The 13,508-nt window shown below is 42.0% G+C and carries 13 protein-coding genes; 6 read left to right on the forward strand and 7 right to left on the reverse strand.

The features are described 5' to 3' along the window. Window positions 1–52 precede the first annotated feature (52 nt). The 3 genes from pyrH to rpsB all read right to left on the reverse strand — a co-directional run bounded on the left by pyrH (window position 53) and on the right by rpsB (window position 2,712). Window positions 53–781 (reverse strand): UMP kinase, encoded by a 729-nt coding sequence (gene pyrH, locus PR795_RS09975; RefSeq protein ID WP_006658408.1) that lies wholly within the window; start codon window positions 779–781, stop codon window positions 53–55. A 206-nt stretch (window positions 782–987) separates the two neighbouring features. Then, window positions 988–1,839 (reverse strand): translation elongation factor Ts, encoded by an 852-nt coding sequence (gene tsf, locus PR795_RS09980; RefSeq protein WP_006658409.1) that lies wholly within the window; start codon window positions 1,837–1,839, stop codon window positions 988–990. 147 nt (window positions 1,840–1,986) lie between these two features. Then, window positions 1,987–2,712 (reverse strand): 30S ribosomal protein S2, encoded by a 726-nt coding sequence (gene rpsB, locus PR795_RS09985; RefSeq protein ID WP_006658410.1) that lies wholly within the window; start codon window positions 2,710–2,712, stop codon window positions 1,987–1,989. Window positions 2,713–3,387: 675 nt separating this feature from the next. On the opposite strand from rpsB, the gene map reads away from it, so the two are divergent. The 4 genes from map to PR795_RS10005 all read left to right on the forward strand — a co-directional run bounded on the left by map (window position 3,388) and on the right by PR795_RS10005 (window position 8,662). After that, a complete protein-coding gene (gene map, locus PR795_RS09990) occupies window positions 3,388–4,185 on the forward strand; it encodes a type I methionyl aminopeptidase (RefSeq protein WP_006658411.1) in 798 nt (265 codons plus the stop codon). 105 nt (window positions 4,186–4,290) lie between these two features. Beyond that, window positions 4,291–6,930, forward strand: a complete 2,640-nt coding sequence (gene glnD / locus PR795_RS09995; protein WP_006658412.1) for a bifunctional uridylyltransferase/uridylyl-removing protein GlnD — start codon at window positions 4,291–4,293, stop codon at window positions 6,928–6,930. 59 nt (window positions 6,931–6,989) lie between these two features. Next, on the forward strand, window positions 6,990–7,817 hold the full coding sequence (dapD, locus tag PR795_RS10000) for a 2,3,4,5-tetrahydropyridine-2,6-dicarboxylate N-succinyltransferase (RefSeq protein ID WP_272516824.1): 828 nt from the start codon (window positions 6,990–6,992) through the stop codon (window positions 7,815–7,817). A 458-nt stretch (window positions 7,818–8,275) separates the two neighbouring features. Continuing rightward, window positions 8,276–8,662: a DUF3461 family protein gene (locus PR795_RS10005; protein ID WP_006658414.1), complete on the forward strand. Its 387-nt coding sequence runs from the start codon at window positions 8,276–8,278 to the stop codon at window positions 8,660–8,662. Window positions 8,663–8,746: 84 nt separating this feature from the next. Here PR795_RS10005 and PR795_RS10010 read toward each other — a convergent pair whose 3' ends face one another. Genes PR795_RS10010 through PR795_RS10020 form a run of 3 tightly spaced genes read right to left on the reverse strand, consistent with a single transcriptional unit; the run spans window position 8,747 to window position 10,324 of the window. After that, the gene (locus tag PR795_RS10010) at window positions 8,747–9,199 is read right to left on the reverse strand and encodes a flavodoxin (protein ID WP_006658415.1); all 453 of its coding nucleotides are present in this window, start codon (window positions 9,197–9,199) and stop codon (window positions 8,747–8,749) included. 24 nt (window positions 9,200–9,223) lie between these two features. After that, window positions 9,224–9,982 carry a tRNA pseudouridine(65) synthase TruC gene (truC, locus tag PR795_RS10015; RefSeq protein WP_154633219.1) on the reverse strand — a complete coding sequence of 253 codons (759 nt, stop codon included), beginning with the start codon at window positions 9,980–9,982 and terminating at the stop codon, window positions 9,224–9,226. A 3-nt stretch (window positions 9,983–9,985) separates the two neighbouring features. Further along, a complete protein-coding gene (locus tag PR795_RS10020; RefSeq protein WP_006658417.1) occupies window positions 9,986–10,324 on the reverse strand; it encodes a YqcC family protein in 339 nt (112 codons plus the stop codon). Window positions 10,325–10,572: 248 nt separating this feature from the next. On the opposite strand from PR795_RS10020, the gene PR795_RS10025 reads away from it, so the two are divergent. Next, a complete protein-coding gene (locus PR795_RS10025) occupies window positions 10,573–11,469 on the forward strand; it encodes a VirK/YbjX family protein (RefSeq protein WP_181480197.1) in 897 nt (298 codons plus the stop codon). Window positions 11,470–11,852: 383 nt separating this feature from the next. Here PR795_RS10025 and syd read toward each other — a convergent pair whose 3' ends face one another. Beyond that, window positions 11,853–12,413 (reverse strand): SecY-interacting protein, encoded by a 561-nt coding sequence (gene syd / locus PR795_RS10030; RefSeq protein ID WP_181480198.1) that lies wholly within the window; start codon window positions 12,411–12,413, stop codon window positions 11,853–11,855. A gap of 155 nt (window positions 12,414–12,568) precedes the next feature. Between syd and queF the strand changes: the two genes are divergently transcribed. Continuing rightward, window positions 12,569–13,414 carry an NADPH-dependent 7-cyano-7-deazaguanine reductase QueF gene (gene queF, locus PR795_RS10035; protein WP_006658421.1) on the forward strand — a complete coding sequence of 282 codons (846 nt, stop codon included), beginning with the start codon at window positions 12,569–12,571 and terminating at the stop codon, window positions 13,412–13,414. Window positions 13,415–13,508: the final 94 nt, after the last annotated feature.

Genomic DNA, 13,508 nt, shown 5'->3' on the forward strand with positions numbered 1-13,508 from the left:
GTCTGAATTTATGCTAGATAATACATTCAAACTCAGGTCATGTCTCTGAGTATTAATTGTGAGAAATCAGAGTTCCTTCGTTTTCACCCATCACAACACGGCGTAATGCGCCTGGCTTATTCATGTTGAAAACACGAATTGGCAGGTTGTGATCGCGGGCTAGCGTAAATGCAGCTAAGTCCATAACTTTCAATTCACGCTCAAGAACATCTTGATAATTCAGTTTTTCATACAGAACGGCATCAGGATCTTTGGCAGGATCTGACGAGTAAACGCCATCAACTTTTGTGGCTTTCAGTACAACATCAGCTTCAATTTCAATGCCTCGTAAGCAAGCTGCTGAGTCCGTTGTGAAGAATGGATTTCCTGTACCCGCAGAGAAAATAACCACACGACCATGACGCAATAAGCTAATGGCTTCAGCCCAGCTATAGTTATCACATACGCCATTGAGTGGAATTGCAGACATCAGTCTTGCGTTAACGTATGCACGGTGTAGTGCATCACGCATTGCCAGACCGTTCATGACAGTTGCTAGCATCCCCATATGGTCACCAACAACACGATTCATACCTGCTTGTGCCAAGCCAGCACCGCGGAACAAGTTACCACCACCAATAACCACACCGACCTGTATACCCAGTTCTATAAGTTCTTTGATTTCCTGAGCCATACGATCTAAAACGCTAGCATCGATACCAAAACCTTCTGCACCTTGTAGAGCCTCGCCACTTAGTTTAAGCAGAATACGCTGATAAACGGGTTTTGCATTGGTTGCCATGAGTTGTGTCCTAACAGGTCATTATTGGAGTCATACATAAAGAGTCACGCTCTCTATGCCGAAAAATGTATTTATACAGAATGCTACACAAAAATAGTTCAAGTTGCAGGAAGTTAAGTCGCTACTCTAAAAGAGTGCGAAAGCATGCAGCTTGAAATATGCAGTGTATTAAAGAAAGGCCGCCAATTGGCGGCCCTTTAAGTTGATTACTTGCTCATTGCAGCAACTTCTGCTGCGAAGTCAGTTTCAACTTTTTCGATACCTTCACCAACTTCGAAACGGATGAAGTTAGTTACAGTAGCACCTTTTTCTTTCAGTAAGTCACCAACAGATTTGCTTGGATCCATTACGAAAGGCTGGCCAGTCAGAGAGATTTCGCCAGTGAATTTGTTCATGCGACCGATAACCATTTTTTCAGCGATTTCGCGTGGTTTACCAGATTGCATAGCGATGTCTAACTGAATTTGGTGCTCGTGAGCAACAACATCAGCTGGAACGTTGTCTGGAGTCACATATTCTGGTTTGCTTGCAGCAATGTGCATAGCGATGTGTTTCAGCAGTTCTTCATCTGCGCCTTCGCCAGCAACCAGAACACCGATACGAGCACCGTGCAGGTAGCTACCTACTTGTGCGCCTTCCAGAATAGCAACGCGACGGATATTGATGTTTTCACCAATTTTCGCAACTAACGCTGTACGAGCTTCTTCGAATTTTGCTTTCAGAGCGTCGATATCAGCATTTTTATCTGCAACAACAGAAGCTAATACTTCTTTACCGAATGCTAAGAAACCAGCATCTTTAGCAACGAAGTCAGTTTCACAGTTCAGTTCGATCAGTGCGCCAGTTTTACCGTCGTTGAAAACTTCAGTCAGAATAACGCCTTCAGCTGCAACGCGACCTGCTTTTTTAGCCGCTTTTGCTTGACCTGATTTACGCATGTTGTCGATTGCTAATTCGATGTCGCCGTTAGCTTCAACTAATGCTTTTTTACATTCCATCATACCTGCGCCAGTACGTTCGCGCAGTTCTTTTACCAATGCAGCGGTAATTCCAGACATGTGATTTATTCCTCGATGTTCCCCGTGAGAGTTTTCTCACGTGGATAGTTCTGATTCACAGAGTACAAAAGGGGCCCAATCAGGCCCCTTCTAACTATATATAGCAGTACCTGTATAGCAATACCTAGTTAATAAGGGGTGACCTTATTATTCAGCTTCTACTAAGTTTTCTTCTGCTTGAACAGCCAGATCTTGTGAACGGCCTTCACGAACGGTGTTTGCAACAGCGCCCAGATACAGTTTGATTGCACGGATTGCATCGTCGTTACCAGGGATAACGAAGTCGATACCGTCTGGATCAGAGTTAGTATCAACGATAGCGAAAACTGGGATACCCAGGTTGTTAGCTTCTTTGATAGCAATGTGTTCGTGGTCTGCATCGATAACGAACAGAGCGTCTGGTAAACCGCCCATATCTTTGATACCGCCTAAGCTGTTTTCTAACTTACCAAGTTCACGAGTACGCATCAGCGCTTCTTTCTTGGTCAGTTTGTCGAAAGTACCGTCTTGTGACTGAACTTCCAGATCTTTCAGACGTTTGATTGACTGACGAACAGTTTTCCAGTTAGTCAGCATACCACCTAACCAACGGTGGTTAACGAAATATTGATCACAGCTGTTAGCAGCTTCTTGAACGGCTTCGCTTGCAGCACGTTTAGTACCAACAAACAGAATTTTGCCTTTACGAGAAGCAATTTTAGTCAACTCAGCCAGAGCTTCGTTGAACATTGGAACAGTCTTTTCCAAGTTGATGATATGAACTTTGTTACGAGCGCCGAAAATGAAAGGTTTCATTTTAGGGTTCCAGTAACGAGTCTGGTGACCAAAGTGAACGCCCGCTTGTAACATATCGCGCATGGAAACAGTTGCCATTTTATACCTCTGTATATAAGTAATTGGGGTTATGCCTCCACGAATCCCATGCTACCGACTCTAAAGCTGCGTCTAAACGCATAAGAGCACCCCGGCGCATGTGCCGATTCGTGTGTGTTATTACACAATTGAGTTTTAGTTTACGCACATCCAATTGATGTCTTCGATGTTCATTCGCAAACCCAAGATTGGATTAAAAATGAGATAAAGAGAAAAATATGGATTGCCGGCGCGCTTTATACCATAAAATGCAGTTGTAATCCAATAATTGTTGTTTTTTTCACTGATAAAAACCGAAATAGTCATTCCCGTCACGACGAACTTTACCGCAAAATAAAATCACTATTTAGCAAATTTGGAACGACAACAAAACGATAGCGAAAAATGCGAGAAGTAAAAACTATTCCATCTAGAATAGACGAGCAATTTTGGCAATTTGTGCTCTAAAAAGCTCAATTTGAACAAACCCACCTTAAGGCTTGGCTTACCCTATGCCTCATTCGTTGTTTTTAACCCGACTCTAGGCGCCTAAACATATCGCCTACTAGTTGGCAGAAAATGCGGTGACTGTTACCATACTCAGCATCAACAGTAAAAATGTCGCAACAATTGCCCATTTCGAATCCCTTTTTTTAACATGTCTCAAATTCTTGCAGACATATATGGACTGAACTCATGGCTATTATTATCAAAACTGAAGAAGATATTCAGAAAATGCGTGTTGCTGGTCGCCTAGCAGCAGAAGTGTTAGAAATGATTGCACCGCATGTTGTGCCGGGAGTCAGTACAGGTGAACTGGATCGCCTTTGCCACAAACACATTGTTGAGCAACAACAAGCGATCCCTGCCTGCCTTGACTACCATGGTTTCCCTAAATCTGTTTGTATTTCTGTGAACGATGTTATCTGTCACGGAATTCCAAGCGACGATAAAATTCTAAAAGACGGTGATGTGGTTAACATTGATGTTACCGTTATCAAAAATGGCTTCCACGGTGATACTTCTAAAATGTTCATCGTCGGTAAACCAACGATCCAAGGCGAGCGCCTGTGCCAAGTAACCCAAGAAAGCTTATATTTGGCAATTCGCATGGTTAAACCGGGTATCCGTTTACGTACTATCGGTAAAGCAATTCAAGAATTTGTTGAAAAACAAGACTTATCCGTTGTTCGCGAATATTGCGGACACGGTATTGGTGAAGGCTTCCACGAAGAACCACAAGTTCTACACTATGATGCAGATGACAGCGGTGTTGTCCTGCAAAAAGGAATGACATTTACTATCGAGCCAATGGTCAATACAGGCGATTACCGCATCCGCACCATGAAAGATGGCTGGACCGTGAAAACCAAAGACCGCGGTTGGTCTGCGCAGTACGAACACACCTTAGCAGTGACTGACAATGGCTGTGAAATTTTAACTCTACGTAAAGAAGAAGAGCCTTTTATTTCGGCTGTTCTGATTAACGAGTAATCATCTTTAAGCTCCTCGTATGAGGAGCTTAGTTTTACTGTTCATCCCTGCTAAAAAAACGTAAGCTGATCATAATCTCTGTATGGCTCTCAACACGGACAGATCATGATGACAGCACCTTCAAACAGCTACCTCTCCCCCACTCAGTTCCAACCTTCTGACCTTGAGCTTTCAGCGCTTCGACAACACGTTGATCAATTTGATGCTTGGCAAGAATCCGCTTTTCACCAAGGGCAAAATGTCGTGGATTTACTGCACGCGCGCAGCGACTACCTTGACGCCTTACTGACCAAGCTCTGGCAATCTTACCAATTTGATCAATGTGCCAATATGTCACTGATTGCAGTGGGCGGCTACGGGCGTCATGAACTTCACCCGCTGTCAGATATTGATATTTTAGTCCTAAGCCAACAGCCTCTTCCTGAAAATATTGCCACCAAAGTGGGACAATTTATCACCTTACTTTGGGATCTACGCTTTGATATTGGGCACAGCGTTCGCTCACTGGAAGAGTGCATTGAGGCAGGAAAACAAGACTTAACCACTGCCACTAATTTGATTGAATCTCGTCTGATTTGTGGTGATATCGCGTTATTTTTAACCCTACAGAAAACCATATTTAGCGATGACTTTTGGCCTTCAGCCACTTTCTTCGCCGCTAAGTTGGCAGAACAGCAAGAACGCCACCAGCGTTATCACAGTACCAGTTACAACTTAGAGCCTGACATTAAAAGTAGCCCCGGAGGATTACGAGATGTTCATACCTTACTGTGGGTAGGACGACGTCATTTTGGCGCAACGACCGTAGATGAAATGGTTGGATTTGGCTTTCTCACCGAAGAGGAACGCCATGAGCTCAAAGAGTGTTTAACATTCTTATGGAAAATTCGATTTGCCTTGCACTTGGTCGTTAAGCGCTATGATAACCGATTACTATTCGACCGCCAATTTAGTGTTGCACAATCATTAGGTTATACCGGTGAACGGAACCAGCCTGTCGAACGTATGATGAAGGATTTCTATCGCGTCACTCGCCGCGTTAGAGAACTAAACCAAATGCTACTTCAGCTCTTTGATGAAGCCATCTTAGCGTTGAATCCAAATGAAAAACCACGACCTATCGATGAGTATTTTCAACTACGTGGTAATTTAATCGATGTTATTGATGAAATGCTGTTCATCAAGCAGCCCGAAGCCATTTTAAAAATGTTTTATCAAATGGCGCGCAATCCGAATATTGACGGTATTTATTCCACAACATTACGCCAATTACGGTTTGCAAGGCGCGATCTTAAGGTTCCTTTATGTGAAATTCCTGAAGCGCGCCGTATGTTTGTGAAAATATTGCGCCACCCCAGAGCAATCAAAGGGGCATTTGTGCCCATGCATTTACACAGTGTTCTCAGTGCCTATACCCCGTTCTGGAGCAATATTGTGGGTCAAATGCAGTTTGACTTATTCCACGCCTATACCGTGGATGAACACACCATTCGCGTTCTACAAAAAATTGATAGCTTCACACAAGAAGAAAATCGCCGCGAGCACCCTCTTTGCGTCAGTGTTTACCCGAAAATTTTGCAGCCAGAGCTCCTACGATTAGCCGCCATGTTTCATGATATCGCCAAAGGACGCTCTGGAGATCATTCTGAGCTAGGAGCTGAATTTGTCTATGAGTTCGCTCTACAACACGATTTTACGACCAAAGATGCCGAACTCGTTGCATGGCTAGTGAAAAACCACCTGCTAATGTCCGTAACAGCGCAGCGCCGAGATATTCAAGATCCTGATGTGATTAAACAATTTGCAGGAAATGTAAAATCGACCGCTCGCTTAAACTACCTTATGTGCTTAACCGTTGCAGATATTTGTGCCACAAACAGTACATTATGGAATAGTTGGAAACAAAGCCTGATTCGCGAACTCTACCTTTCAACAGAGCATCAGCTTAACCAAGGAATGCAAAGCACTCCAGATCTTCGAGAACGCATTCGCCACCATCGTTATCAGGCACTATCGCTGCTACGCCAATCTCATATTGATGAAGAACAGCTCAACAAATTATGGTCCCGCTGCCATGCGGATTATTTTCTACGCCACACCCCCATGCAACTCGCTTGGCATGCTAATCATCTGCTCAAACATGATTTAACCCAACCATTGATATTAATCAGCACGCAGCCCAAACATGGTGGAACGGAGATTTTCATCTGGTGTCATGATAAGCCACACTTATTTGCAGCAGTTGCGAGTGAACTTGATAGACGCAATTTAAGTATTCATAGCGCTCAAATTTTTACCAATAAAGATAATATGGCGATGGATACGTTTGTTGTACTTGAACCCAATGGCTCACCACTTTCAAAAGATCGATACGAACATATTCGCAAAGCCTTGTTGCTCGCCGTTCAACAACCGGAAATCCCATTACCAAAACCGCGCATGATCCCAGCTAAATTGCGTCATTTCAGCGTACCAACGAAAGTGAATTTCTTGCACTCCAATCATGAACGTCGTACCTACATGGAGTTATTCGCCCTCGATCAACCTGGACTGCTTGCCAAAATAGGGCATATTTTTGCCCAAATGGAGATTTCGTTATACGGTGCCCGTATCACCACTATTGGTGAAAAAGTCGAAGACTTTTTTGTTCTCGCCGATAAAGAACACAAAGCGCTGGATAAAAATATGCAACAAGAGTTATCAGAAAGGTTGACAGAAGCCCTTAAATCGAAGGATAAATTATAGTGCCAATCTGATTTATGGCATGTCCCTGACTGAGAACCATTGTAGGAGAAAAAGCATTAATGCAACAATTACAAGCAATTATTGAGCAAGCATTTGAAGATCGCGCATCGATTACGCCTAACACCGTGACACCTGCCGTCAAACAAGCAGTGACAGAAACCATCGCATTATTAGATAGCGGTAAACTGCGCGTGGCAGAAAAAATTGGCGGAGTTTGGGTCACTCACCAGTGGTTGAAAAAAGCCGTTTTACTCTCATTCCGTATTCATGATAACCAAGTCATTGAAGGCGCAGAAAGTCGTTATTTTGATAAAGTTCCGATGAAATTTGCTGACTACGACAAAGCCCGTTTTGAACGTGAAGGCTTCCGCGTTGTGCCACCAGCCGCAGTACGTCAAGGCGCTTATATTGCTAAAAACAGCGTATTAATGCCATCTTACGTCAATATTGGGGCGTATGTAGATGAAGGCACAATGGTTGATACATGGGCAACCGTGGGTTCTTGTGCACAAATCGGTAAGAATGTTCACTTATCTGGTGGTGTTGGTATCGGTGGTGTTCTTGAACCATTACAAGCGAATCCGACTATCATCGAAGATAACTGCTTTATCGGCGCACGTTCTGAAGTCGTTGAAGGGGTGATCGTCGAAGAGGGTTCTGTTATTTCAATGGGCGTTTACTTGGGTCAAAGCACCAAAATTTATGATCGTGAGACTGGTGAGATTTTCTATGGTCGCGTCCCTGCCGGCTCTGTTGTAGTTTCAGGTAACTTACCCTCTAAAGATGGTAGCTACAGCCTATACTGTGCAGCGATCGTGAAGAAAGTGGATGAAAAAACCCGCGGTAAAGTGGGTATCAACGAGTTATTAAGAAGTATTGATGAGTAATATGCGGATAATTATCCTCTAACTACTTAACCAATCTCAAAACTCTCACCTCCCCCTTATATTTTAAGGGTTACAAGGTGCCAAACGCAAAGCTACCCCGAAGCGCATACTTTGTCTGCAAATCGGGTAGCCGAGTGACCCTTGATCCACAATGAAAAATTCCTTCCCCTAAGCATAAATACCCCGTTAAGTCAGCGGAAGCCTCTGGGTTATCGATAAATAACCTAAATAATAAAGTATTTTTTATTAGAAAGAGAGGTTGGTCAAACACGATTAATCGCGCATAATATGACCGAGAATTTACCGCCCTTGGTCAATTAACTGCTATTATTAGATGGTTATTTTGTCACTCATCATTCTATAAGCAATTAGGGCTCAGTAAATGGTTATAAAGAGAGACCGCTTTGTTTATAACCCCATGGTCATTGACATAGTCCCTTACGATTAAGCGAGCTAATATGTACGACAATCTGAAAAGTTTAGGTATCAGCAATCCACAAGATATCGACCGCTATTCCCTGCGCCAAGAAGCTAATAACGACATTTTAAAAATCTATTTTCGTAAAGATAAAGGTGAATTCTTCGCTAAAAGCGTGAAATTTAAATACCCACGTCAGCGTAAAACGGTAGCAGCCACTGATGGTAGCAATAACTTCAAAGAAATTAACGAAATCAATACTAACTTACGTTATGTAATTGAAGAATTAGATCAAATTTGTCAAAGCGACCACACTGATATCGATTTAAAACACAAAATCTTGGATGACTTACGTCATTTAGAGCATGTGGTATCCAACAAAATCGCAGAAATTGAAGCCGACCTTGAAAAGTTAACGCGTAAATAATCGCGTTTTCCCACTGCACTGTAAATCCTCGTTTGGTATTCAACCACCAATACTTTTACAGTGCAGATGCTTGTTTTATCATACTTAAAGCATATCAGCCCAAGCCTGTAACCATGCTTTAGCAAACTCTTCGGGCTCTTCCACTTCAGTCGCATCAATAAATAAGATATCGCCAATACGACTGCCAGATTGCTCGGCTAACAGCTCATCGAATTGCTTTCCTGCCCCGCAGAAATTTTCATAACTACTATCACCTAAAGCAATGACGCCATATCTCAGCTCAGGCTGATAACCGATAACATCTTTAATTTCATAAAATAGGGGCGCGATCGTATCAGGGAAATCACCTTGCCCAGTGGTAGAGGTGATCACCAAAGCAATACCTTCACCTGCATTATAGACTTGCCAATCCGCCAATGTCGGCTCATCAAACACTTCAATTTCATGACCTTGCTGTTCAAGAATCTCTTGCGCCACTTCTGCAACGGCTAATGCATTACCATATACCGTCCCGACAAAAATTCCGATTTTGGACATAATGCCCCTCCTTATGAAAAAATATCAAATAGAACGATTGATAACATCGATGTCGAGCTCATTGACGGCGTCAATCCATCCAAATTGCTCAATGAGTGATAGCCATTGTGCATCCCACGATGCGACTAAGGATATTTTTTCTTCTGTTATAGGGTGAATAAATATTAGCTGACTAGCATGTAGCATCAAACGTGAGACAGAAAAATGCTCAGCCACACCGCGATTTTGCCGTAAATCACCATGCTTGCTATCCCCAATAATTGGGTGGCGCAAGTGGGACATATGCCGTCTTAATTGATGCTTACGACCTGTTTCTGGTTTTAACTCGACAAGACTAAAACGGGCAGTATCATAGCGACCGATAGCGACAGAGCACTCGACTGTTGCCAACGGTTTATAGTGAGTAACACACTCTTGTAGCCTTGGTTCTTTCGTCGCATTTTTATCTGCAATTTTGTCGAGCTCTTCCAATAACGGATAGTCCAACCTATCCCCATCCATGACATAGCCTCGAACAATCGCATGATACACTTTTTCCATACGATGCTGCTCAAACTGCTCTGCCAGTAGCCTTGCTACATCACTGGACAACGCAAACAGCAAAACGCCTGATGTCGGTCTATCAAGACGGTGAATAGGAAAAACATGCTGCCCAATTTGATCTCGCAATGTTTGCATGACAAACACCGTCTCTTTACTATCGAGCCAGCTGCGATGAACTAACATGCCTGCAGGTTTATTGACCGCAACCACATACTCATCTTGATAGATAATTTCCAGCATCTGTTACTCGCCCATCATGGTGAATTGAAAATAGCTATCTAACTCACGAAGATGGTCTAGGAACACAATAAAGCGCCCTTCCTCATCTTCTTTGTAGATTTCCTCAAAATAAGGGGCAATAGCAAAATTGTTCGGTAACATCGCACCTTGATCTATCATTGCGGTTAGGCGGGGAATTAAGATCCACTGTAACCATTGCGCAGCTTCCATCGTATCAATAGCAAAAGGTTCTACGCTTTCAAACGCTTCAGGGCTTGGTGGAAGCTCATCCCATAGAGATTTGTCTCTCATTTCCATTTCGAGATGCCCGAGTTTCTCTAGAATGCGTTGCTCAATATTCATACTAAAACCTATTCGACTGTAATAATTCAAAATATACCGTATTTTATGGCACGGTTCTGTCGCAAACATGGGGATGGCTGAAATAAAAAGCAATCAAACGCCCTCAAATTATTCCGCTATATCCTTTCGCTCATATTTATTAAAAAAATTAATAATCATTTATCATTTATTGTATATTTGGCATTTATTATCAAATGTTTTTCTATACAGTTTGCTTTTTTCATTATTAACATAAAGATGGTTTATCTATGGGACTATTAAAGCAGTGGCGTCAACAAAATCAGACATGGAAATCTTTCACTAACAAATATGTACAGCTAAAAAGAAAGATTCGCATTGCTAGATTGCCTTCACAACAATATCAGAAATATCAATCGATGTGCGACAGCTATCAGAGCGCTCTATTATCCGCGTCCATTGATGGCGTACCGCAATTTATTGAGCGTCCTATAAATAAATATCTGCACAAAGCGTGGAGTGGTAAAGAAAAGTTATCAACTGCGAGCTACACATTAGATTTAATTGAAAGAACCTTTACCCCCGAAGCCATTACTGCCATGTTTTCGGATAAACGTGAAGGACTGACTATTGCTAATATTGAGCTAAAATCGGGTGATTTTGCTCAATTAAAAATGATCTATTCCCAATATCCTCGTGAAGGAGATCTCTCAATTCATTTACTCAATGAAACTGGCGATGAAATCTATCTGATGAGTTTCTCATTCGGGGAGCAAGGTCAACTCTATGTGTGTTCTCTACAAGGACCATCTACCGAGCAGAGCGTAGAGCAAGTGAAATCTATCACGAAACAAATGCACGCAATGAGACCTAAAAATCTGTTAATGTCAGCCATTTATGCTGTAGCGGCTTATTTCCAAATCAAATCCATTAACGGGATTTCGAATAACTGTCATATCAAGAGCCAACATTTAAAATCCAGCTACGATACGTTTTGGGAAGAGTGTGGCGGTGTATTAAATTCTGCGGGATGGTATCAGTTACCGCTTCAAGAACCCGTACGTGATATTGAATCCGTTAAAAGCCAGAGACGCTCTGAATTCCGTAAACGCGAGGCGCTACGAGAAGCCATGTTCCAGAACATAGTTCAATCCCTTACCCTCTACTCAAACACGGCGCAGAAATAAAAAAAAGTAGCCAGTTAAAAACTAACTGGCTACTTATCTATCAACTGACTTGCATCCTGCAATGCGACTTCCTGCCGCCTAACATCCTGTTAGAAAAATGAGCAAATTAACTGCTCTGCTAGGCTATCCATTTCCTTGTTTTTAAAATGTAAATCGCTAAACAACTACCCTGTCCAGCCCGATAAGAATGTATTAAATCCATTAATGAAACAACCTAGTATTCCATTCTTATGTGGTTCAAAAAATAATAAAAAACTTAAAATAGATAGTAATGCCATGAAATTAAAAGTTAAATAGTTATCATTTCAGTAAAATGAAAATTTATTAAGATATGGCTTAACCCAATTGTAGGTAATGACTTACAGTTCAATGCTGCTAATCTCTTACCCCTGAGATGATATAACTGGCTTCAACTGTTGAATAAAACTCGCAAGATTTTCTGCAATTACCCGTCGCTGCTTACTTCCGAATGTTTCCACAATAATTTCTCCCGTTAAATTACACATGGAAATCATCTCTAATTCAGAATCTAATGTGGCGATAAACAGCGTTGGTGATAACTTTAATCGTTTTTGCGTCACCAGATGCCCAATCAGGTTTTCTTGTAAACGAATAAAATCTTCTTCACTCCACACTTGAACCAAGTTCAATGACAGCTCATTGAATGTCGCACTCATATCTCCGGCTAATTGCGTAGTATAAAAAGCATGGATGTCATCTTGTAATTGCAAGTCGACACCATTAGCTACATTACTTAGGCTTTTTTCTGCTAATGGAAATGGTTGAGGCTCCCAATAAACCACATCGTCACCAGTACGGACGATACAAGGAGACGGTACGCCATAAAGTTCAGAGGAACTTGGCGGTAATCCCGTAACGTCTTGCCACTTTGCTACATACTGGCTAGTAAAATTTTTAATTAAATCAGAGATTATTGTATTCATCGTTTTTCAACTGTTAGAAATAACATTATTTAAACCAATTTAAATTGGCGGACTCAATATTACAGATAAGTGGTATTATGACAGAAGTTAACAAACGAATAAAACGTACTCAGTTTACCTATTAAGGACTGATGCGCCGAAAGATAAGGATCACTATGTCTCACTATCAGAATAACCCTGCTCTCGATAATTTAACGCTGGGAAAGAAGACGGCTTATCATGACCAATATGATGCCGCTTTATTACAAGCTGTACCACGCAGTCTTAATCGAGATCCTTTGGACATTCATGCTGATAGCCTGCCATTTCACGGCGCAGACATCTGGACACTGTATGAGCTTTCTTGGCTAAACGCCCGCGGAGTCCCTCAAGTTGCTATAGGCTCTGTTAGTATTGATGCCACAAGTGAAAATCTCGTGGAATCCAAAAGTTTTAAGCTTTACCTCAACAGTTTCAACCAGACCCGTTTTGAAACGTGGGAAAATGTGCGAACCGTTTTGCAAAAAGACCTAAGCCGCTGTGCTAACGGCGAGGTTAAGGTTACACTTTATAAGCTTGACGATTTCACTCAGCAAGCCATTCACCAATTCCAAGGTGTCTGCATTGATGAGCAAGAGATTGATATCGATAACTATGAATTTAATCGTCAGTATCTGGTCGATTGTACCCAATCAGAGGTCGTCGAAGAAATCCTCGTCAGCCATCTGTTAAAATCAAATTGCTTGATCACCAACCAGCCTGATTGGGGTTCAGTACAAATTCATTATCGTGGTCCGAAAATCAATCACGAAGCGTTATTACGTTACCTCGTCTCATTTCGTCATCATAATGAATTTCATGAACAGTGCGTGGAACGCATTTTCAACGACATAACAATACTGTGCAAACCGGAAAAGTTATCGGTATATGCACGCTATACTCGCCGAGGTGGATTGGATATCAATCCATGGCGCAGTAATGAACAATTTGAGCCTGAAACGGGTCGTTTGGCACGGCAATAAGTACCTACTAAATTGAAAAACAGTGTAATTTAAGAGAATGCTATTTAAATCATTTTCAATGTAATTCACGCGTCAATAGCCCAATTGGGTAAAG

This window comes from Providencia sp. PROV209, from assembly GCF_028479485.1.
GTDB classification, from domain to species: Bacteria; Pseudomonadota; Gammaproteobacteria; order Enterobacterales; family Enterobacteriaceae; genus Providencia; species Providencia alcalifaciens.

Bases quoted from the DNA above. Each gene is read 5' to 3' on its own strand.
- truC (WP_154633219.1), bottom strand. From the start codon at position 9,982: ATGCTGGAAATTATCTATCAAGATGAGTATGTGGTTGCGGTCAATAAA.
- glnD (WP_006658412.1), top strand. From the start codon at position 4,291: ATGATGACAGCACCTTCAAACAGCTACCTCTCCCCCACTCAGTTCCAA.
- PR795_RS10010 (WP_006658415.1), bottom strand. From the start codon at position 9,199: ATGTCCAAAATCGGAATTTTTGTCGGGACGGTATATGGTAATGCATTA.
- queF (WP_006658421.1), top strand. From the start codon at position 12,569: ATGTCTCACTATCAGAATAACCCTGCTCTCGATAATTTAACGCTGGGA.
- rpsB (WP_006658410.1), bottom strand. From the start codon at position 2,712: ATGGCAACTGTTTCCATGCGCGATATGTTACAAGCGGGCGTTCACTTT.
- syd (WP_181480198.1), bottom strand. From the start codon at position 12,413: ATGAATACAATAATCTCTGATTTAATTAAAAATTTTACTAGCCAGTAT.
- PR795_RS10025 (WP_181480197.1), top strand. From the start codon at position 10,573: ATGGGACTATTAAAGCAGTGGCGTCAACAAAATCAGACATGGAAATCT.
- dapD (WP_272516824.1), top strand. From the start codon at position 6,990: ATGCAACAATTACAAGCAATTATTGAGCAAGCATTTGAAGATCGCGCA.
- tsf (WP_006658409.1), bottom strand. From the start codon at position 1,839: ATGTCTGGAATTACCGCTGCATTGGTAAAAGAACTGCGCGAACGTACT.
- pyrH (WP_006658408.1), bottom strand. From the start codon at position 781: ATGGCAACCAATGCAAAACCCGTTTATCAGCGTATTCTGCTTAAACTA.
- map (WP_006658411.1), top strand. From the start codon at position 3,388: ATGGCTATTATTATCAAAACTGAAGAAGATATTCAGAAAATGCGTGTT.
- PR795_RS10005 (WP_006658414.1), top strand. From the start codon at position 8,276: ATGTACGACAATCTGAAAAGTTTAGGTATCAGCAATCCACAAGATATC.
- PR795_RS10020 (WP_006658417.1), bottom strand. From the start codon at position 10,324: ATGAATATTGAGCAACGCATTCTAGAGAAACTCGGGCATCTCGAAATG.